Consider the following 21,459-nt stretch of genomic DNA (forward strand, 5'->3'; position numbering starts at 1 on the left):
ATATAATCCTATGTAAAATAAATTTTTAAAGGGTACGTTTGGTTTGTTATTGCGTTACTTTTACGGTCTCTTTTTGCGGTTGCTTTTTATTCATTGTTAATGTAATATTCAGACAGGTCTGTTCACTTATTTACAGTCTACTTGAAGAGTTCTGAAATATACAAGTAAATTTTTAGGGGTAATTTACATTGAACCAAACTCATAGTTTTCAAACTGAGAGTCTGAGACTTCTAAACTTAGGTTATCTAGGTTCATTAGGCTTTTTAAAGAGCTTAGCCACTTACAAAAGAACCTCTAACGCTTACCTATTGAAGCTTTCCAGCCAATTGAGCCGTTGGAATTTAGAAAGAATTTCTAATAAAAACATCAATGAACAAGCGCTAGACTTAACGCTTGATGACGTGAATGCGCTCAAAGAATTGATTCAAGTGGCTATCAACAAAGCGTCGGTCAAATACCCTGAAACTATTTATGATCAACTACTTTTTTTGACGATTGGCGCAATTCAGGTGCAATCACAGACCGGCTCTGATAAAGCATGGGCATTGGTCAATCAATCGATACAAAGCTTTTTAAGTGCTCAAAAAAGCAAACGCTTATTTTCATTCGGCCTTCTCACTGCAGCCATCCTGATTTGCCTGAGTTTAACCACAGTGCCAATGCCTAAAATGCATCAGATGGAAGATACATCACAGATATTAGCAACAGAAGCTGTTGCGACTAAAGTTGTAGCAAGCGGCACTGACCCAGTCACAATGAGTACGCTGTTACTTGCTTACAACAAAATGAAAAGTGGTACTTGTCAGCTACCGCAAGCGGCAATGTTACCGCCCGAACAAAGACAAGCCTTTTTAATGTTTGTGAATAATGGGATTGTTGAAGTACAACATGTAGAAAATCTAAGACTTGCTTTAGGTTACGTTAATTGCCTATATCCACAGGAGCTCATGCATCCAGTAGTTTCCACGGGAAATAGGTTATAAGGAACGAGTATGAAAATGCGCGATAAAATACTAGCGACGGCTACCAGTTTATTTGAATCCCGAGGCATTCAGGCTTCTGGAGTAGATACCATCATTGCTGAGGCAGGCATTGCTAAAGCCACGCTTTACAAGCACTTTCCCAGTAAGAATCTATTGATTACTTCTTATCTTAGAGAGAAATCAGATAGATTCTATGAATGGCTAAACTCAAGCCTTGTCTCTAAAAAGGCGACTTCGCTTGAGATATTGATTTCGCTATGTGAGCTTGTTGAACAATGGATTATGACGCCTGAGTTCCATGGTCTGCCATTTCACATTGCGGCTGTAGAGTTCCCAGAACCCGATCATCCAATCAATCAATATTCAGCGGTTTTAGCAGTTGAGCTACAAGGCTATTTATCCAAGATTGCAGCAACGGCTGGTGCAAAAGACCCTGAAGCATTAGGGCAACAGCTCACCATCTTGTTTGAAGGTGCTGCTTTGGTTGAAAGATTAAGCCCTGGATCAGGCGCCGCTAGCCGCGCAAAAAATGCAGCCATCACGCTGATACGCGCGTCTATTTAGACTCACCACTCAACTAAACTATAGTATTTGAATATTAATATAAAATAATTATTTTATATTAAACTTGCATTTAAGTACGGAACCATATTATCATTATCCGTACTATGTTATTACTCAAAGAATTACCTACCTCTAAAAGCTTAGAAAAGTTTGTGAAGCGTTATCCAGACGCTGACATCGCAGCTATTTCTGATTTTGTAAACTTGCTTCGTGCAAGCTCCGACATTTCTACCGCACTTGATAAACTGCTAGCTAAACATGAGCTTCTACAAGGGCGCTGGTGGGTGCTTGTATTGCTAATGCGTCAGGATGATCTGACTTCGACGCCGACAGATTTAGCTGAAAAAGCTGGTGTAACGAAAGCCACAATGACGGGGTTTATTGATGGCCTGGTGAGAGAAGGCTTAGTCACCAGAATTACAGACGATGTAGATCGCAGAAAACTTCTCATTAAACTGACTGATGCTGGTCAACAAAAATTAGATATGGTTTTGCCTGATTACTATAAAAAAGTCAGCGCACTTATGTCGCTCCTTAATACTGACCAGAGGGCAAGCTTGCTGGTTAATGTTAACGTTTTAGCGTCTGGTCTTGATGTAATGAAATAGGTCGTTATTTTTTTACCCATATTGTTTGGAACCGTACTAAATAAATATCAATGTTTAAATTTCACAAATTTAATGTAAGTAATGTCATTCACACCGCACGCAATATCACTGCAGCGGCTGTGATGATTTCATTGGTGGGCTGTGTCAGCATGTCTGGTATCAATCCAAAAGCGAAAAGTACTCAAGCAGTCACATTAAAGTCTGGTCAGGCAATAGCGTCCGCCTCACATATTGAGTGGCCCACGGTAGATTGGTGGAAGGCATATCACGATAAGCAGCTAGATGCTTTAATTGATAAAGCTGTGAGCGATAGTCCAACATTACGCATGGCACAAAGTCGCGTAAATCTAGTACAAGCCTATGCAGATAGCATGCATGCCGAAACACTACCTAATATAGGCGGTGATGCTTCTGCAGTTCGTCAACGTTTTACCGAGTTACAGTTCATTCCTACACCATCGGCTGGCAATTGGGATTGGGACAATAAAATGACAGCTTCAATCGCCTATGACCTTGATTTATGGGGTAGGCAGGAAAGCATTTGGAATGCCTCGGTTAATGAAACTAATGCAAGCAAGTTAGAAGTTCAGCAGGTTAAACTTGAACTCGTAAATGCTGTGACTAGAAGCTATGTTCAATTAGCTATGGAATACCAATTACGTGACCTTGCTGAAGAGTACTTAGCTGAAGTTAATCAGCGCGTAGCTATTAAGCAACGTAGTATGAAAGCTGGGCTGGGTAACGAAATGGAGGTAATTGAAGCTGAAACTCCGCTGCCACTAGCAAGGGCAAAAATTGAAGTGATTGACGAGCGTATTAAGCTGTTACGCAATCAATTAGCGGCGTTATCAGGTCAAGGACCTGGCGCTGGTGACAGCATCACACGTCCATCCATGACACTGGAAGCCAGTGCTGGGCTGCCAGACACTTTGCAAGCTAATCTAGTTGGACGCAGACCTGATGTACTAGCGCATCGTTTGCATGTGGAAGCGGCGCAAGAAAATATTGAAGGAGCAAAGAAAGCTTTTTATCCGAATATTAACTTGATTGGGTTTATTGGTTTTCAGGCACTCGGCTTTGGTCAACTGCTTAGCACCGCTGCGGGTATTGCTGGCGCCGGCCCTGCAATTTCATTGCCTATATTTGATGGCGGAAGACGACGTGGAAACTTATCAGCTAAAACTGCTAGCTATGATATTGCGGTAGAAAATTACAATACAGTCCTCGTTAAAGCGCTGCAAGATGTTTCAGATCAGTTAGTGATTATGCAGTCTAATCGCAAGCAAATCCAAGAGGTTGATATGGCATTGGCTTCTGCAAAAAAAGCGCATCATTTAGCCGAAGTAAGTTATAGCGGCGGCTTAAGCAATTATCAGCATGTGCTTGATACCAATAACATAGTCATTCATCAACAAGAAATACGCACGCAATTACAAGCCGTTCGATTAGATGCTTATGCTGGCTTGATGCGAGCGCTTGGTGGCGGCACAGTTGATGAAACTATAGCTAAAGCTATGCCTTTGCCATGAGTGTATTGCAATTAATGAAAGGCAGAAGAAATAGACTGCTTGTTACTATTAGAGCCGAACTGAGTGATTGGTTAAATGAAGATGCGCCCGTTTTTGGCTATCTGTTAAAAGTACTGTTAGCCAGTTTGCTCGCGATGTGGTTATCACTTAGGTTCGAGCTAGATCAGCCACGCACAGCCATGCTGACAGTGGCGATTGTCATGCAATCACGTTCTGGTATGGTGTTCGCAAAAAGCTATTACCGCTTATTGGGTACATTGGTTGGAATTGTCGTATCCCTCATCCTCGTGGCTTTGTTTGCTCAAGAGCGCGTATTGTTTCTACTAAGCATGGCACTGTGGATAGGTTTGTGCACTGCAGGCTCTATGGTTTACCGCAATCATCAGTCTTACGGATTCGTATTGGCGGGTTACACGCTTTGTATCGTTGGCTTACCTGCAGCTATCAGCCCAGAGCTTACCTTTAATATTGCAGTCACTCGAATTTCAGAAATATTGATTGGGCTAATATGCGCCACCATGGTCAGCGACTTAGTTTTCCCGCAGCGTCTCTGGGATGCCATACAAACTAAGGTAAGGCAACGTTTCAGTGATTTTTCTGATTTGTTACGCACGACTGCAGAAAGCTCAGTCTCTACTAAAAGCTCAAAGCAAGTGCTATTAAGATTTATAGGCGATATTTATAGTCTGGAGTCTTTTCGTGCCTCCGCTATCATGGAAAATGACGGCGCTAAACATAATCGTTTACGTATCAGTGAAATGAATAACGAGTTCATGGCGGTGGCGACTACTTTCCATGCGCTAGAAGAACTGCTACGTCGTCAACGAAACAACGGTCACCCTGAAGTTGGCGCGGCATTAGTCAGCATGTATCGACAGTTAAGTGAGGCGATTACGTTTGATGGAAAAAGCGCATGCAATGAGCAAGAGGCGGCGCTTGTCACAAAACAGCTCACCGCTTTTCGGAGCACTTTTACACAAAATCTGACTGTTTATAGAATGCAGTTACCTCAGGAGATGAGTGATCACAAATTTCTGGACTTTGAAACTGGTGCTGAATTATTACAACGCCTGGCGGATGAGCTGCATGCGTATGCTGTTACTTACTCCTCTATAAACTATAGTGAACAGAAGTCAGCTACAGAGGAAACGGTAGCGCCACCCAAGCTAGAAATGCATTTTGACCCAGTAGAAGTTGCCTTAGCTGGTGTGCGAGGTACATTGACGCTTGGCATTATGACGGCTTTATGGCTATTGACTGACTGGCGCTCGGGGATTGAAGCCATCACTATCGGGGTGATTACCAGTACGCTTTTTGCGACGTCTCCTTCACCTAATCAAACCATCAAGCAGTTTATGATAGGCGCGATTATCGGGACTATTCTGGCCTATATTTGCAATTTCCATTTACTCACTCAAGCACAGGGCTTTTTGATGCTGGCATTGGCAGTGACACCAACCATACTCTTTGCTAGCTGGTTAACAACCAAGCCTTCAATTGCGGTTGTTGGCTCCGGTATTTTTATCGTGTTTTTAATGCACATTGGCTTTAATAGTGCATACAACGCCAACCCCGTGACTTTTATTAACGATGCGATTGCAGATTTATTGGCGGTACTTGTTTCTGGGGTGATGTATGGCCTCATTGATATTAGTAGCAGTACATGGTCTAGGCGTCGCATTGCTGCAACTTTGCGTGGATTAATTGTCACAGCATGTCGCAGCCCATTAATGATGAAGCGCAGCCAGCTTGAAAATGCCGCTTTCGATTTGGTGCAGCGTGCTGGCAGCGCACAGCGTGTCGCACAAGAACAAGATAGATTGGTCATTGACTGGCTGTTATCCACGCTTGAAATTGGTCACGCCGTGATTGCACTACGAGAACTTAAACCTGAAATTAATCATCCATATTTTTCCGAGCTTTTGTCGATGTGTCTTGATTCAATTGCGGCATTACATGAAACACCTACTGAAGCGCTACGCATAAAAACTTTGAAATCCATAGACAATGCCATTCAAAATCTCTCGACAGATATCTCTACAGATATTGCCATGTCTGAAGCGGCACACCAACTGAGAGGCCAAGCGCTTTCTATGCTGCACTTTATTCATAGCGCATTACTGGATGAGGAATCTGTTCTAGTGACTAAGGAGAAAAACTAACCATGCCACGTGAAATCGCACTCCTAGATGCGCTAGTCCCCACCTTATTATTTGGCTTTTTAGCCGCAAGCTGTGGCTCACTCATCATAGATTGGTTACTTACACGCTATCATCTATACCGCTTTATTTGGTATCCAGCACTGTTTAGATTAGCGGCTTTTGGCTGTATGTTCGCCTTGAGTGGGCTTTGGATTTACTAATAGGAATAAAAAAATGAACGGTCTTAGCAAAAAACTGATTCGACTATCAATTACGCTTACATTGGTGATTGTCGCCATTATTCTTGGTCGCATGCTCTGGGTGCGCTACATGGACTCGCCATGGACACGTGACGGCAGAGTGAGGGCTGATATCGTGAATATCGCACCTGATGTGAACGGCTTAGTCACCTCGGTAGCCGTACGAGACAATCAATTCGTGCATCGTGGCGATGTACTGTTTACTGTGGATACTGAGCATTACAAAACAGCCGTTGCTCAAACAAAAGCCTTAGTTGAGCAGCGCAAAGTTGAGCTGACTATGAAACGTGGTCAGGCAAAGCGACGCGCTGAAATTGATGATCAAGTCATCTCGCAGGAAAATCGTGAAGATAGCTCGCTAATTGCCACTAGCGCCAGAGCAGAATATGAAGCCGCATTAGCGCAATTAGATCTAGCTAAATTGAATTTATCACGTACGGTTGTGCGCTCACCTGTTGATGGCTGGGTATCGAATTTATTAGTACGACCCGGCGATTTTGCCCAGATAGGCACACCTAAACTGGCGGTGATAGACCAACATTCATTCTGGGTTTATGGCTACTTTGAAGAACACAAACTCGCGTTGATGCAAATAGGTGACCCAGCGGAAATCAGGTTAATCAGCTCTAATCAAATTTTAAAAGGCCACGTAGAAAGCTTTGCACACGGCATTACTGACCGAGACAATCCCACTGATGTGAGATTATTGGCAAACGTGAACCCGAGTTTTAACTGGGTAAGGTTATCGCAGCGGGTGCCTGTCAGAATTACGCTGGATGAAATACCTAAAAATATGACTTTAGTGGCGGGGATGACGTGTACCGTGATTGTACATCCCAGAAATTAACTCTTTGAGTTTAATATAAATTCAAGTTATTCAGCGTTTTCACTAAATGATCAAACACCAGCCTTACACGCTCAGCCACAGGGCCGCGTTGTGGGCGATAGATATAAATACCCCATGGCGTGGGTGATTGGTCTGGCAATACAGTGACCAACTTACCATTATTAATATACTCCGCACATAAAAAATCCCCGAGTTGACCATAACCAATACCAGCAAGTACCGCAGCTAATTCAGCCTCCGGATCGTCAGTAACAAATGCAGGTGCAGTCGAAAAGCTATTAGACGTATTTGCAAAAGACCAAGGCCACGTTCTGCCTGTATTTAGATCAATTAAATTGGTATAGGGCATTTTAAATAGCTCATCCACTGTATTAGGTAAACCGGTTTTTGCGATAAGTTCTGGCGTTCCAACGATATGAAGTTTCATTTCATTCACTCGCCTGGCAACGTTTCTGTTATTGTTAAAGAAGCCTATGCGCACCCCAATATCCATTTGGTCAGCCACTACATTATCAATTAAGTCAGAAAATCTTAAATCCAGCTTAATGCCTGGGTGATCTTTTAAAAAATCTGTGAGTGCTGGTAACAAATACCGCCGACCTAATAGGCTCGTCATAGTGATTTTAACTAAGCCTTCAACACGCAGCGGATTAGGGCTTGTAGTTCGTTGAAGCAGTGCATCGATCTGGTCAATCACACTTTCACTTTTTAGCGCCATCTGTTTGCCAAATTCGGTAATAGTCGTGTTGCGTGTACTTCTGTAAAACAGTGGCTCGCCTAATATATCTTCCAGTTCTTTGATCGCACGCGTCACAGACTGCGGGGAAACCCCTAATCTGACAGAGGCTTCTTTAAAGTTTGCAGACTCTGCAACCACCTTAAAAATACGCAGCATTTCTAGTTTATTTTGCATGTTTATTTCACCCATAATATGGAATTATGAAATCCTAATTATTCCATATTCTGATAACCAAGACTATGGGATAGTGCTGCTTTGAAAGTAATTGTTCTCAATTAACATCCAAAGGATAGGAAATCATGAGTAAAGTTTGGTTAGTTACTGGTGCTGGAAGTGGTTTAGGTGCGGGAACTGCAAAGGCAGCATTAAAAGCGGGTGATTGCGTAGTCGCCACAGGTAGAAACATCGACAAAGTGCGTGCTGCTCTACATGATGTTAGTAGCGAAAATCTTGTGATTCTTCAGCTAGACGTTAGCAATGCGGCACAAGCAGAATCAGTCGCAGATGAAGCAGTAAAAAGGTTTGGCCGCATAGACGTTTTGGTCAATAACGCTGGTTACAGCTTGCTTGGTAATTTCGAAGAGCTATCTATGCAAGACATCGAACAGCAGCTTTCTACCAACTTTTTTGGTGTGATGCATGTGATGCGAGCTGTACTACCGCTTATGCGAAAACAGCAGTCGGGCCACATTATCAATATAAGCTCTGCTGCAGGTGTAATTGGCTTCAAACACTGCAGTGCATATAGCGCCAGCAAGTTCGCGTTGGAAGGGCTCTCGCTGTCAGTAGCGCAGGAAGTCGAGCAATTTCACATCAAGATCACAGTAGTCGAACCGGGCTTCTTCCGTACGGATTTATTAGATGATCAAAATGCCAAATACCCCACAAACAGCATAGCTGACTATGCCCATGAAGGTAGCTCCAGAAACATGTGGTCGGGCTACCACGGTACACAGCTTGGTGATTCTACAAAATTCGGTGAGGCCTTAGTGACGTTAACATGTATGGCAGTGCCGCCACAAATTTTTGTCGCCGGAAGTGATGCCTTGGCAATGATTTCGCCTGCTATCGAGGCTAGACTTCAGGCGGTACATGCCCATGAAGAGTTATCAAGATCAACTGACGGTGCATAGTGAGCATGACGCAACATTCAATCAAACAAAGTTAAGATATGACGACTTCGACAGCTCAATTAGGCATTTCCGATGGACAGACATGGAGCGCCGTCTGCTCCATGTCAATGTGCGTAGCAATGCTAATCGCCTCAGAATTCATGCCAGTTAGCTTATTAACGCCAATTGCGGCTGACCTTGGCGCAACGCAGGGAATGGCGGGGCAAGCAATCTCTATTTCAGGTTTATTCGCAGTAGTCACAAGTTTGCTCATACCGTCCATTGCTAGCCGCTACGACAGACGCCACGTATTAATAGCCCTCACAGGAGTGATGCTGACATCATTACTCCTAATTGCCGAGGCTAAAAGTTTTAGCACACTGATGATGGCGCGTGCTTTTTTAGGAATAACCATTGGTGGATTTTGGGCGCTCGCTACGGCCACGATTATGCGGTTAGTATCAGAGGAATCCGTTCCCAAAGCACTGGGGGTGATGTTTATGGGGAATGCCATTGCTACCGCTTTTGCCGCACCAATTGGAAGCTATTTAGGTTCTATTATCGGTTGGCGTGGCGCATTTTGGATGCTCGCTCCACTGGTCATTATAAATTTGATTTGGTTGTGGCTTAGCCTACCATCTATGCCGCCAGAAAAAAATAAACCTGTTAGCAATCTATTCAAATTGCTAAAGCGCCGAAATGTCGCCTTTGCCATGCTCGGTGTGATGTTAACCTTCTCAGGTGCGTTTGCGATATTTACATATTTGAGACCTTTTCTTGAAACCTATACACACGTCACTGTGCCTCAACTTTCATTGTTGCTACTCGGGTTGGGACTAGCTGGATTTGCTGGCACTTATTTAGCCACTTCACTGCTTAATAAGCATCTTTATGCATTATTAAGGTGGCTTCCGTTAACGCTAGGCGGAGTTACCCTTATTATGCTGGTTACAGGACATATCATGTGGGCTGTGGGGATTACCATGATTGCATGGGGGACTCTAAACGCGGCAATTCCAGTAGCTTGGTCAACTTGGCTAAGTAAAGGAATCAGTGATGAGCCTGAGAGTGGCGGCGGTCTTTTTGTGGCAGCTATTCAACTATCCATTATGATGGGAGCTTCATTTGGTGGACTACTCTTAGATCATACTTCAATCGCCGCAACACTGATGGGCGGCATCGTGCTTTTAGTTTTGTCATCATTTGTGGTTGGAAATGGCAGTCGCATTAAACCTTAGAAGCAGCTAGTAAAAATTATTTAACTATTACCTGAATAGAATTTCAAACTAGAGTAAAGTAGTTGCAACAAGTATTTTAAAGCGAGTGAATTGGCACAGAAGAACGATATTGACTAGATTAATTACATGCCCACAATTACTCCACTATTTGGAATTATCAATTCCAAATTATTCCATACTGTGCCAACTAACACTATGCGATAGTATCGATTATCAATAAAAGTGATGTTAAATTTTTAAACCTGTTTAACAATCGAAATATATTAAGACTAAGCTACGTTTTAAGATAAAGCCATAATCAAAATCGAACCAACAGAGTCAAACCAATAGAACCAAACAAGGGACAATCCAACATGATTACTTTGAACATTAACGGTAAAGATGTACAACTCGATGCACCAGAAGATATGCCAATATTATGGGCATTACGAGATGTTGTGCATTTGACGGGTACTAAATTCGGCTGCGGCATGGCGCAATGTGGCGCTTGTACAGTGCATCTTGACGGTCAAGCGATTCGGTCTTGCGTGACGCCAGTCACCGCAGCTGTCGGTAAAAAAATCACCACTATCGAGCATATGCAAAATGACAAAGTCGGTCAGGTCGTACAAGCTGCATGGAGTGCCGTTGACGTAGTGCAGTGTGGTTACTGCCAATCTGGTCAGATCATGGCGGCAACCGCCCTACTCACTAGCAATAAGAAACCTACAGATGACGATATTGATGCGGCAATGAGCGGCAACATTTGCCGTTGCGGCACTTATCCAAGAATTCGTGCGGCTATCCACGAAGCAGCCAACAAGTTAGCTTAAGGATCCGACCATGAACTCACCGTTAAATATTTCAAGACGCACTTTTATTAAAGCCACTGCATTAGCTGTTGGCGGGCTGGTGATTGCATTCTCCATCCCAAACGCTAAGCGCTTTTTGCTACCAGGTATTCCAGAGGCTAATGCAGCTGAAGAAGGTAATAAACTGCCAACCCCAAACGCATTTTTGCGCATAGATACGGACAACACGATTACAGTCATGTTGGCACACAGTGAAATGGGTCAAAGTATTTGGACCACACTACCAATGTTGATTGCCGAAGAATTGGATGTAGACTTAAGCAAAGTTAAAGTGATGCATGCACCTGCTGCGCCAGAATATATTCACACCGCTTATGGTATTCAAATCACTGGAGGCTCTTCAACCACGTGGTCTGAGTTTGACCGCTATCGCCAAGCTGGTGCATTGACACGTGCGTTGCTGGTCAATGCAGCAGCGAAAAAATTAGGTGTTACCGCCGAAAGCATCAAAACAGAAAACGGTTTCGCCATCAGTGGCGATAAAAAAATTAGCTATGGTGATTTAGCTGAAGCTGCAGCCAAGCTGGAAACACCGAAAGCGGTCACGCTGAAACAACCAAAAGACTGGAAGATCATCGGCAAAGCCACTAAACGCCTTGATGGCCCTGAAAAAATTAACGGCACAGCCATCTTCGGTCAGGATATTCACTTTGAGGGTTTAATGACCGCTATGGTCGCACGCTCTCCAGTATTTGGCGGATCTGTGAAGTCTTTTGATGCTAGCGCCGCAAAGAAAATTAAAGGGGTGCAACAAGTAGTGCAAGTGCCGTCTGGAGTGGCGGTGATTGCCGATAACTACTGGGCAGCAAAGCAAGGTCGTGAGGCACTTAAAGTGGAGTGGAATTTAGGACCAAACGCAGGTCTTGATTCAAAAGCCTTAGTCAGTGAATACCGCAAAATGGCTGCTACCCAAGGATTAACGGCCGCTAAAGCTGGTGACATTAAAACTGCATCCGCTAAAGTCACAAAAACTGTTGAAGCAGAATATGTTTTACCGTATTTAGCTCACTCGCCGATGGAGCCGCTAAATTGCTCAGTGAAAATCAGTAAAGACGCCTGTGAAATTTGGACTGGCACACAAATGCAGGGTACCGACCAACAAGCTGCTGCAAAAATACTTGGATTAAAACCTGAACAGGTAACAATACACACCTTATTCCTTGGCGGCGGATTTGGCAGACGTGCCAATCCAGCGGCTGACTTTGTCTCTGAAGCCGTTCAAGTTGCAAAGGCTGCTGGCGTTCCTGTGAAAACCGTATGGAGCCGTGAGGATGATGTGAAAGGTGGTTACTACCGCCCTATGTATCTACATAAAGCTAAAATTGGCTTAGATGCTAACGGTATGCCAGCGACTTGGGAGCATACGATTGTTGGCCAATCCATCCTATTGGGAACTCCATTCGAAGCATTTATGATTAAAGAAGGCGTGGATGCAACTTCTGTGGAAGGTGTTGCGGACTCTCCATACTTGAAAAGCGTCCCTAATTATCAAGTCAGTCTGCACACAGCAAAAACTGCCATTCCGGTGCTTTGGTGGCGCTCAGTGGGCCACAGCCATAGTGCACTTGTGATGGAAAGTTTGATTGATGAACTCGCACACACAGCGAAAAAAGACCCGCTGGAATATCGTCGCGCCTTATTGAAAGATCACCCGCGACACTTAGCTGCACTGAACTTAGCGGCAGAGAAAGCTGGCTGGGGCAAGCCCTTACCTAAAGACGTATTTCGAGGAATTGCGGTACATGAATCTTTTGGTAGCTTTGTAACACAGGTTGCAGAGGTTTCCGTAGATAAAGGTGTCGTTAAAGTACATCGCATGGTATGTGCGATTGATTGCGGCTTATCGGTCAATCCAGATTCTCTGAAAGCACAAATGGAGTCGTCTATTTCTTTCGGTCTTGGTGCTGCAATGCAAAGTGAAATCACCTTTAAAGATGGCATGGTAGAGCAATCAAACTTTCATGACTATAAGGTGATGCGCATGGCCGACATGCCTAAAGTTGAGGTTTACATTGTTCAAAGTACTGAAAAAATGGGTGGTGCAGGCGAGCCTGGTTTACCGCCTGTAGCACCTGCAGTCACTAATGCCATTTTTGCTGCGACAGGTAAACGCATACGCAGCTTGCCAATTGGCAATCAACTGGCTTAAGAAAATGAAATCGCTCGATTGGGAAGTGCTGAGCCGAGCTGTTGAATGGCTAGATAGTGGCTATAAAGCGCATTTATTTACCGTGATGCACACTTGGGGGTCGGCACCACGTCTACCAGGTGCATTACTGGTTGTGCGCGAAGATGGGCATCTTATTGGCTCGGTGTCTGGGGGTTGTATTGAAGATGACCTTGCCGACAAAGCGCGCCATCAGGAATTACCACTATCAGCCACGGTACTGGAATACGGCGTCAGCAATGATGATGCGCATCGATTCGGTATTCCATGTGGCGGTCGTCTACAGATATTTGTCGAACCTTTAAATGATTCAGCACACTTATCATTGCTATTGCAAAGTATTGAGCAGCGTAAGTTAATCAAGCGTTCCGTTAGCCTGAGTACAGAACAAGTAAAGATTAATCAGGTGCTACCTGAAGGACCGCCAAGAATTGACGGCGATTGGTTCCACAGCTACTTTGGGCCGCAATGGCGCTTACTGATTATTGGCGCCAATCAACTTGGTTCTGTTTTAGCAAGCATGGCACAGGTACTGGATTTTGACGTACTTATTTGTGACCCTCGTGCAGATATTCGTGCCGAGTGGCACGTAGAAGGCGTGGAGTGGATTTATGAAATGCCAGACGATGCCGTGGTGGAAATAAACCCCGATGCCTACACAGCCATTGTAGCCGTCACACATGACCCTAAACTAGATGATATGGCATTACTTGAAGCACTCAAATCCAATGCATTCTACGTTGGGGCGCTGGGCTCAATCAAAAATCAAGTAAAGCGTCGTGAGCGCATGCGTATGTTCGACCTGACTGAATCAGAGATTGCTACATTGCATGGCCCTGTTGGCCTATCTATCGGCAGTCGCACGCCAGCTGAAATCGCGATTGCGATACTTGCTGAGCTTATTCAAGTGCGGGCGCAACAATTAAAGGCTAATGCTGAAAATCCAATCTATGAGTATTGCGCCGCCTAATACTTAAAGTATCAGGTCTGCTGGGGTATCAATATCGGTCAGAATTCCTGAGTCATCACATTCTAAAAAGATAATCTCTTCCGGGTAACGTTTAAGTATCGACCGCGCGCCCTCATCGCCATGCAAGCTTTCAAGCTCAGTGCGAAATTTGGCAGAAAACCCAACAGGATGCCCTCGCTTGCCTTGATAAGTAGGTACAACGATAGATGCACCTTCACTTAATTTAGAAGCGATTGCAGCTGTAGTCTTTGAGTCAACATACGGCATATCCGCCAACGCAATCACAAAACCATCACTCGAGTCTCTAAAGGCAGCAGAAAATTTAATTGCTGCAGATAAGCTATCTGCCATCTCTGTCTCTTGCTCGGTGCAAAAAAATACCTTAAGTCCTGCATCTTGCAACAACTGCGCTAACACCTTATTTTCAGGTCTAACAATTGCAATAGAAAGTGGAATGGCCTCAATTAGTCTTTTAGCTGACGCCTGCGCTATGGGGCTACCATCTGGCAAAACTTGTAATAATTTGTTGGAGGCGCCAAATCGTCTAGAGAAGCCCGCCGCCAATAAAATACCTATCATTGATACAATCCTAAGTTTTAATTGCGTAGAAAGTGATGCCCATCATACAACGGCTAAGCGATTTTAACGCTCTAGAATTTTAAAGCTGGCATGACAGGCAATACAGTTTTTCATGAGGGCATCTAGCTGTTGGCGGCTATGCATTGGATTTTTTAGTTGTAGAGCATCTGAGGCGATTTGGTCGAACTTTTGGTGCGTGTCATAGCCTAGCGTTTTCATTGCGAGCGGGATCTTTGGCAGTAGCGAGCTTGGAGCATCCTTTTCAGTTTGCATTCCCGCCTGCGTGGCAAGCTTAGCCGCAAGTTCCAAATCTTTGTTAGTAATGGCTTCACTTACACCCTGCGTTGTAATAAGGAAGTTCCGCATTTCAGTTAATACAAAATTGCGCTCATTTTTACTTAGATTCACCGCTATACTATTGTCGTCAGATGGGGTGACATTCCCTTGCACCAGCTTATAAGCAATGGTAGTGAGTGCTAACATTAGTAATGCAATCACACCCCATAATATTTTGTAATTTCTCATGCACACCATTAAAACATATACATCACCGTTGCTAGCAATTTATCGATGTCGCGTTTACGACTTGCAGCGGCAACCGAGCCATACAATTCATTTTCTTTGAAGCTAAAGTACTCTAATTTACCGCTCCAGTTTTTATTGTAGTTATACCCAGCTACTAAATCTAACTCTTTGCCGTATTGACTACTATTTGGTGCACTGCCAGCTGCAGTAAAATTTTTATCAGAGTTAAGCCAATGGTACTCAGCCGATAATTGCACATCATAAACCTTGCCATTGAGCGTGATGAACGTATCTTCTATGCCATCTTTTGGCGTGGTTAAGAATGAGTCACCTAAACCTTGGAATAAATGCCCTGTTGCTAATGGCGTTTGAAATCCATATAAGCTGTTGTTACTAGAAAGTACTTCGCGATCTAATCGGGCTGACCAATTGCCAAACCCTGCACCAGCGCCAAGTCGCCAATAGTGCGCATCAATGCGACTGTCACCACCACGGTAATCATCCTGCTTTGCGCATTCAGCGGTATAAAGCACTTTCCAGTCGGCATCTACCTTGTGACTGCCATCTGCACGTAATCCAAGGGTACGACTTGAGTTGTTGATGAAAGCTGCGCCTGTTGTTGGGTAAGTAAAGCCATTAAGCGGCATGGCTTGGAAGTAGCCATAGCCTATCAAACTTTCAGTGAGAGAATACTTCCAACTGGCATGCGCAATATCGACGTTGCCATCGCTTAAGTATTCGCTAGTGATGCGTCTAAGCCCTTCAAAGTGAGCTGCATAGATTTCTACATTTGGAACGCTTTTGTTCTCAATGGCAATACCATCAAACACCTGCATGATTTGGCGGAATTCAACATTTCCCACAAAACGCACATTATCGAGCTTGACTGATTGGCGCCCTACTCTTACTTTGGTCTCTGGTATGCCTGTCCATTCAATAAAAAATTGGTTAACACCTGTGTAATCGGGATCAACAACTAATGGGAAATTCTTTTTATCTGCCGGAGTAGCGCCTCCAAAAGTTGTATTGGTGCCATCATAAAAATCATGATTGAACTGTGCTACGTTTATTAGTTGTGCGGCAATACTGAAATTATTAAGTGGTTTGGTTTGCCAGCCAATTAGACTCCGCATAGTCCAAGCGTTAGATTGCTCTGCCTTACCATCTTGATCGACATTCTCATAACGTAGACGAAAGCTGGTCATAGGCTTACCCATAGTGATTGCTTCCATCAGCGTTGTTGGCGTCTCTGTTTTGGCGACATCTTCAGCCAAGGTCGGCAAGGCGTAAAATGCCGCAATAACTGCCAGTAAAATGCTTGATGCGCGTTTCATATCAATACCCTATCGTGTTTAAAATATTCATAATCAATCAGCGTGTTGCATCAGTCGGACTAGCCGAGTATTCCTTCGCAACTAAGTCCAGAATCGGTTTAATTCCTGTTAGCGTTCCGCTGGTCTGCATTTGAATTTGACCTTGGCTGTCTAGTAGCGTGACTGTGTTGGAGTGGGCAACATCACCATCTTTAATGACTTTGTACCTTCCATTAAGCGCATTAGAAAGTGTGCGAACTAATTCGTTATTGCCGCGAAGTAGCTTCCAGTTTGAATTCAACCCCTTTTTTTCGGCAAAAGCTTTGAGCGTTTTTGGGTAGTCGGTATCTGGCGTAAGTGAAACCAGCACGAAGCCCATCTTACTGCGCATATTTGCTGGAACTTGTTTTTCTACACGCTTCATACTTTCCACAATAATCGGACAAGCGTTAGAACAGCCCGTGTAAATCAATGCAATAAGCTGCGGCTTACCTGCTAAAGACTCTAGTTGAATAGACTCATTATTTTCTGTTAGCCATGTACCGCCGACTTGATAAACAGAGTCGCTCGGCAAATCAGATGCAGCAAAGACTGAACTACTGAAACTAAATAACAAAGCTATTATTAACATTCGCATGGTGTGAATCATTTGGTGTAATCCTTAATCATTGCCATCTGCCGCGCACCTGAAACCCAAGCTACTCAGTGTAAACTTGGCATTGAGACTAGAACGAAATCCATAGCGCATAAACGCTGCGTAATCGCTGGGATTCACTGCTCCAGCGCTACCTGACGCACAGTAAAGGTCTTTATTCACACTGCTGTCATCACGCGATTCACCACTAATAAGATTTGAATTAAAGTCTTCAGTCCATTCCCAAATCAAGCCATGCATATTATGTACGCCCCAATAGTTAGCCTCATCTTTACCGACTTCTGCAGGTTGCTGTTTAGCAGCCTTCGCGTACCAATCCAATATCTTTTGGTTATAGTCCTTTTCCTGGCTTCCATCTTTCTGAGTAAATGAGGCCTGCGCCACATACTCCCATTCAGCAACGGTTGGCAGACGCTTCTGCTGTGCCTGACAATAAGCTTGTGCTGCATACCAAGAGACATAAATCACAGGCTTTTCTAAATCAGTAAAGCTGGGCTGGTATTGATTAGCTGATTTTTCCCAATGATTTAAATATGCATTTTCAGCAAACAAACTGGGGACAGCATCACGCTGCCACTTTGGATTTTTCACCACGAACTGTTGAAACTCGCGATTGGTGACAGGCTGCTTATCCAACTTAAATGGCGCCATACTCACTAATGGGCTGTCAGAACTAAGATACAGCGGGCGATACTCACCCGCCGTAATATTAGCCATGCCATGGTTTGCCATACTATCTTGCCCCCAAGTGCTAGGGGGAATGAACACCATAAGAGCAAGACAGTATCGCAACATAGTCAACCTTAGCTGCTAGCCTTAGTGACTAGCCATGGTTGTCAGAATTTGCAGGAGCGACCTTACGCTGTTTATCAACTTGGGCGGGTGTGACCTGACCACCATTATTGCCAAAACTGTTCAACACATAAGTTAAGACATTCGCAATTTGCTCATTATTAAGAGCAATAGCAGGCATCACACTGTCAAAGTTTTTGCCATTCACCGTAATCGGGCCTGAGCGACCGTGTAGCAAGATGCCAATCGCACGGTCATGGTCTGCATTTAAGAAATCAGATTTAGCCAACGGTGGGAATGCGTTCGGAATGCCTTCGCCATTAGATTGGTGACATGCTAAGCAGTTATTCTCGAATACGTTTTGACCTTGGGCGATTTGCTCGTCTTTAGTTAAGGTTTTAACCACTGCAGCGGTCGGGTTAGCGATTGATTGTGTGGCTGAGCCCTCTGGCAAGTAAACTTTATCAGCCTGTTTACCTGAGTAAATGATTTTGTCTTCTGGGCCGGTGACTTTCAACATACCAAGAGCACCCTTGTTAAAGGCGCGGAAAATGGAATGGTCAACCATAATAAACGTGCCCGGAACATCTACCTTAAATTCAGTAATGGCGGCACCACCAGCTGGTACTAGAGTTGTTTGGACATTGTGATTTTCTAACTTGCCGCCTTCTACGTAAACTTTGTCAAAAATCTCACCAATGACGTGGAACGAAGACACCATATTCGGGCCACCATTACCCACAAACAAACGCACTGTTTCACCTACTTTGGCGGTAATCGCCTTCTCACCATTGAGTGCGCCCACTGAGCCGTTAAATACCACGTAATCTGGTTGCTCTTTAATAGCTTTTTCCATATCAAACGGTTGTAAGCCAGCTTCGCCATATTTACCTTTGGTGTAGAAATCACCTTGCAACACATAATATTCACGGTCAACTTTTGATAAGCCAGCTTTAGGTTCTACCAAAATCAAACCATACATACCGTTACCAATGTGCATGCCCACTGGCGCTGTGGCGCAGTGATAGACGTATAAACCAGGATTGAGTGTTTTAAAGCTGAATGTAGAGGTATGACCAGGGGCTGTGAAAGATGATGCAGCCCCGCCGCCTGCGCCAGTCACTGCATGTAAATCAATGTTGTGTGGCATCTTGGAGTCTGGGCTATTGGATAAGTTAAACTCAACCTCATCACCCTCACGAACGCGCATAAACTGCCCCGGCACTTGTCCGCCAAACGTCCAGAACATATAGTCCACGCCATCAGCCATGCGCATCACTTTTTCTTGCGTTTCTACATTGATGACTACTTTTGCAGCGTAATTACGGGTAATTGGTGGCGGCACATTCGGGGCATGCGTTAAAACTGCTTGTATAACAGGCAGTTGCCCAATAGCGCTGGTGTCTTTTTTTGCACTACTTGACGTTGACTGTGATGCCGATTGTTCAGCGACTTGAGCGCATGAAACCAGTGCTAATGCCGCACTCACCATAGTCACGAGTACTTTAGTCTTGAAATTTAAGGTCTTGGAATTAAAGGTCTTGATATTAAATTGGCTCTTGAAACTGAACATGATTACCTCCCTTTGACGATAGGTATGACATTTTTTTCAAATGTTTGCGACCATGTGTCGCACCTTGAAGACAGAATAGCGGCTAACTATTTAGATTAACTTGACCAGTATCAAGAACCCCGTAATTAATTATTAAAGGTTCTTCTAGCGCGTCATCTGCGCATACAACAACGGAAGTTCTTTAGGTAAATCTTCTGGTTTCCGTATCACGGCAAACCCGCCTACGCCAAACAAATGCGGTAGATACTCGTTAGCTTCATTATCAATCGTCACACAGAATGGTCGTAAACCAAGCTGGCGTGCTTGGTGTAGCGCCATGCGCGTATCTTCAATACCATAGCGCCCTTCATAGCGATCTAAGTCATTAGGTTTACCATCGGTCAGCAATAGCAACAGGCGCTGACGTTGTGGCTGCGCCGCAAGTAAAGCACTGGCTTGGCGGATTGCTGCGCCCATGCGCGTGTAGTAGCCTGGTTTAATGGCTTGAATACGACCTCGCGCAAGGCCATCATAACGATCATCAAAACTTTTTAAGCGATTAAAGCGCACGTTGCCGCGTTTGAGCGATGAAAAGCCGTACATAGCGAAACGATCACCCGTTGCGGAAAGCGCTTCAGAAAATAAAAATAAACTATCACGTATCACGTCAATCACGCGTGCATGGTCAGAAGCATAAGCATCGGTAGATAGCGATAAGTCCGCCAATAGCAAGCATGCCAAATCACGTTGCTGATTCACTTGCGCTCGATACATGCCGCGGCTATCTGCATGTGCGCCGCTAAGCAAATCAGCTTCTTGCCGCACCCACGCATCCAGATCTATCTCTTCGCCATCTTGCTGGCCTTTTAACCAAGTTCTGGTTGGTGCCAGTGCCTGAAATTGACTACGCAAGCGCCTCGCGGTGCGACGTAAGTGTGGTGGCAATTCGCATGGCTGAGCTTGTGGGGATATACACTCTTGCAGACGGCAATAATCTGGCTGCATCACTTGTTTTTTATAATCCCATTCAGGCAATGAAATGCCTTCTCCCAGCGGCGCGTCATCCTCACCTGCGGCTGGTAGGTCTAGGTCGAAACGCAGTTTCGCCACAGTTGTTTCACCGTCGCGAGCCACGGTCATACTATCCATATCTTCTGCGGCAAGAGCGGCGCTTTCAATATCATCCTCTTCATCTTGCGGACGATTCACATTGATATATTCAGTCCATGAAAATAAGCTCTCGGCGCGAAACATCATGAGAAACCCGTCTTTACCATCAGGCATGTCGGTGCGTTCAGCGGCATGCTTACGACGACTTTTCGCAACATTTTTATCGTCAGATTGCTCTCGTTCAGGCGCACCATCACTGGTGCTAACTTTATTGCTCACACTGACTGGCGGGCTTGGGTGCGTCCACAGCGGTACTGGTTGAAATGGTTTCTTCGATAGTGGCAAAGTATGAATGCTGCCTGGTTGTTGAAGTGCCTGGCGAATGGCTAGCTCTTGTGCAGCTTCATCGCTAGGCAGTTTAGATGGCAAGGTGCGCAAAGGTAGAAGCGCGTCCACGAGACGATTGTATCGAGAACCCAAACCTGGGAAACGTGCAAGTGTTGCCAACGTCGCCGTCTGATTGCGAACAATCCAAGGTAAGCTATCGTTAACATCAGCCGCAGACAGCGCCACTAGCCATAGATATAAATCGCGATTAAGGCTACGCTCTGTGAATAGGTCTATTTTTTCAGGTAAACGTAAAGTTTCGCCATCGCGCCAAGATAACTCAACCCGCTCACCACTGCTGGCAAGTCTATCTCGCCAGCCACGACGCGCGCCATGTCGAGTAGAAGGCGCTGCAGAGAGGTTTAAGCCTGCATCACCACCCAAAGCGCGAAAAAAAATAGCGGCAGTTTTGCTGATTTCATCTAAGCTAACGGCAGCCCCCACATGCTGCTTATCGGCAACACGTGTGACCAATTTATGCCATAACTCACCGACGTATTCTTCCATGTTAGCTTCTATTCAGATAAGGTGACTTCA

20 protein-coding genes are annotated in these 21,459 nt (G+C 44.6%); 12 read left to right on the forward strand and 8 right to left on the reverse strand.

From position 1 onward, the window contains the following. Window positions 1-188: 188 nt before the first annotated feature. The 7 genes from PSU72_RS02595 (at window position 189) to PSU72_RS02625 (ending at window position 6,932) form a co-directional block, all read left to right on the forward strand. Window positions 189-983, forward strand: a complete 795-nt coding sequence (locus PSU72_RS02595) for a hypothetical protein (RefSeq protein WP_300430364.1) — start codon at window positions 189-191, stop codon at window positions 981-983. A gap of 9 nt (window positions 984-992) precedes the next feature. After that, window positions 993-1,547: a TetR/AcrR family transcriptional regulator gene (locus PSU72_RS02600; protein WP_013148908.1), complete on the forward strand. Its 555-nt coding sequence runs from the start codon at window positions 993-995 to the stop codon at window positions 1,545-1,547. 104 nt (window positions 1,548-1,651) lie between these two features. Then, on the forward strand, window positions 1,652-2,155 hold the full coding sequence (locus PSU72_RS02605) for a MarR family transcriptional regulator (RefSeq protein WP_300430368.1): 504 nt from the start codon (window positions 1,652-1,654) through the stop codon (window positions 2,153-2,155). Window positions 2,156-2,205: 50 nt separating this feature from the next. Continuing rightward, window positions 2,206-3,684, forward strand: a complete 1,479-nt coding sequence (locus tag PSU72_RS02610) for an efflux transporter outer membrane subunit (RefSeq protein ID WP_300430370.1) — start codon at window positions 2,206-2,208, stop codon at window positions 3,682-3,684. Further along, on the forward strand, window positions 3,681-5,846 hold the full coding sequence (locus tag PSU72_RS02615; RefSeq protein WP_300430371.1) for an FUSC family protein: 2,166 nt from the start codon (window positions 3,681-3,683) through the stop codon (window positions 5,844-5,846). Before PSU72_RS02610 ends, PSU72_RS02615 begins: the two co-directional genes overlap by 4 nt. Window positions 5,847-5,848: 2 nt before the next feature. Then, window positions 5,849-6,046 carry a DUF1656 domain-containing protein gene (locus tag PSU72_RS02620; protein WP_013148912.1) on the forward strand — a complete coding sequence of 66 codons (198 nt, stop codon included), beginning with the start codon at window positions 5,849-5,851 and terminating at the stop codon, window positions 6,044-6,046. Between the two features lie 13 nt (window positions 6,047-6,059). After that, entirely contained in the window at window positions 6,060-6,932 is an 873-nt protein-coding gene (locus PSU72_RS02625) for an efflux RND transporter periplasmic adaptor subunit (RefSeq protein WP_300430374.1), read from the forward strand. 10 nt (window positions 6,933-6,942) lie between these two features. Here the strand turns inward: PSU72_RS02625 and PSU72_RS02630 are convergent, their stop codons facing one another. Beyond that, complete coding sequence (locus tag PSU72_RS02630; protein WP_300430376.1) at window positions 6,943-7,845, reverse strand: LysR family transcriptional regulator; 903 nt, start codon at window positions 7,843-7,845, stop codon at window positions 6,943-6,945. Window positions 7,846-7,970: 125 nt separating this feature from the next. On the opposite strand from PSU72_RS02630, the gene PSU72_RS02635 reads away from it, so the two are divergent. The 5 genes from PSU72_RS02635 (at window position 7,971) to PSU72_RS02655 (ending at window position 14,009) form a co-directional block, all read left to right on the forward strand. Continuing rightward, window positions 7,971-8,804, forward strand: a complete 834-nt coding sequence (locus tag PSU72_RS02635) for an SDR family oxidoreductase (protein WP_300430379.1) — start codon at window positions 7,971-7,973, stop codon at window positions 8,802-8,804. A gap of 101 nt (window positions 8,805-8,905) precedes the next feature. After that, window positions 8,906-10,021 (forward strand): MFS transporter, encoded by a 1,116-nt coding sequence (locus PSU72_RS02640; RefSeq protein WP_300430381.1) that lies wholly within the window; start codon window positions 8,906-8,908, stop codon window positions 10,019-10,021. 353 nt (window positions 10,022-10,374) lie between these two features. After that, window positions 10,375-10,833 carry a 2Fe-2S iron-sulfur cluster-binding protein gene (locus PSU72_RS02645; protein ID WP_300430383.1) on the forward strand — a complete coding sequence of 153 codons (459 nt, stop codon included), beginning with the start codon at window positions 10,375-10,377 and terminating at the stop codon, window positions 10,831-10,833. A gap of 10 nt (window positions 10,834-10,843) precedes the next feature. Beyond that, complete coding sequence (locus tag PSU72_RS02650; RefSeq protein WP_300430385.1) at window positions 10,844-13,021, forward strand: xanthine dehydrogenase family protein molybdopterin-binding subunit; 2,178 nt, start codon at window positions 10,844-10,846, stop codon at window positions 13,019-13,021. Between the two features lie 4 nt (window positions 13,022-13,025). Continuing rightward, window positions 13,026-14,009 (forward strand): XdhC family protein, encoded by a 984-nt coding sequence (locus PSU72_RS02655; protein ID WP_300430387.1) that lies wholly within the window; start codon window positions 13,026-13,028, stop codon window positions 14,007-14,009. A gap of 3 nt (window positions 14,010-14,012) precedes the next feature. Here the strand turns inward: PSU72_RS02655 and PSU72_RS02660 are convergent, their stop codons facing one another. The 7 genes from PSU72_RS02660 to PSU72_RS02690 all read right to left on the reverse strand — a co-directional run bounded on the left by PSU72_RS02660 (window position 14,013) and on the right by PSU72_RS02690 (window position 21,429). Then, entirely contained in the window at window positions 14,013-14,588 is a 576-nt protein-coding gene (locus PSU72_RS02660) for a nucleotidyltransferase family protein (protein WP_300430389.1), read from the reverse strand. Window positions 14,589-14,651: 63 nt separating this feature from the next. Next, on the reverse strand, window positions 14,652-15,113 hold the full coding sequence (locus PSU72_RS02665; RefSeq protein WP_300430391.1) for a hypothetical protein: 462 nt from the start codon (window positions 15,111-15,113) through the stop codon (window positions 14,652-14,654). Window positions 15,114-15,121: 8 nt separating this feature from the next. After that, window positions 15,122-16,447, reverse strand: a complete 1,326-nt coding sequence (locus tag PSU72_RS02670) for an alginate export family protein (RefSeq protein WP_300430393.1) — start codon at window positions 16,445-16,447, stop codon at window positions 15,122-15,124. Between the two features lie 37 nt (window positions 16,448-16,484). Continuing rightward, entirely contained in the window at window positions 16,485-17,075 is a 591-nt protein-coding gene (locus PSU72_RS02675; protein WP_300430394.1) for an SCO family protein, read from the reverse strand. Between the two features lie 12 nt (window positions 17,076-17,087). Further along, on the reverse strand, window positions 17,088-17,798 hold the full coding sequence (locus tag PSU72_RS02680) for a formylglycine-generating enzyme family protein (RefSeq protein WP_300430396.1): 711 nt from the start codon (window positions 17,796-17,798) through the stop codon (window positions 17,088-17,090). A 106-nt stretch (window positions 17,799-17,904) separates the two neighbouring features. Next, window positions 17,905-19,446: a copper-containing nitrite reductase gene (nirK, locus tag PSU72_RS02685; RefSeq protein WP_300430398.1), complete on the reverse strand. Its 1,542-nt coding sequence runs from the start codon at window positions 19,444-19,446 to the stop codon at window positions 17,905-17,907. Window positions 19,447-19,590: 144 nt separating this feature from the next. Continuing rightward, complete coding sequence (locus tag PSU72_RS02690) at window positions 19,591-21,429, reverse strand: VWA domain-containing protein (protein WP_300430400.1); 1,839 nt, start codon at window positions 21,427-21,429, stop codon at window positions 19,591-19,593. Window positions 21,430-21,459 lie beyond the last annotated feature (30 nt).

The organism is Methylotenera sp. (assembly GCF_029945535.1).
Taxonomy (GTDB): domain Bacteria; phylum Pseudomonadota; class Gammaproteobacteria; order Burkholderiales; family Methylophilaceae; genus Methylotenera.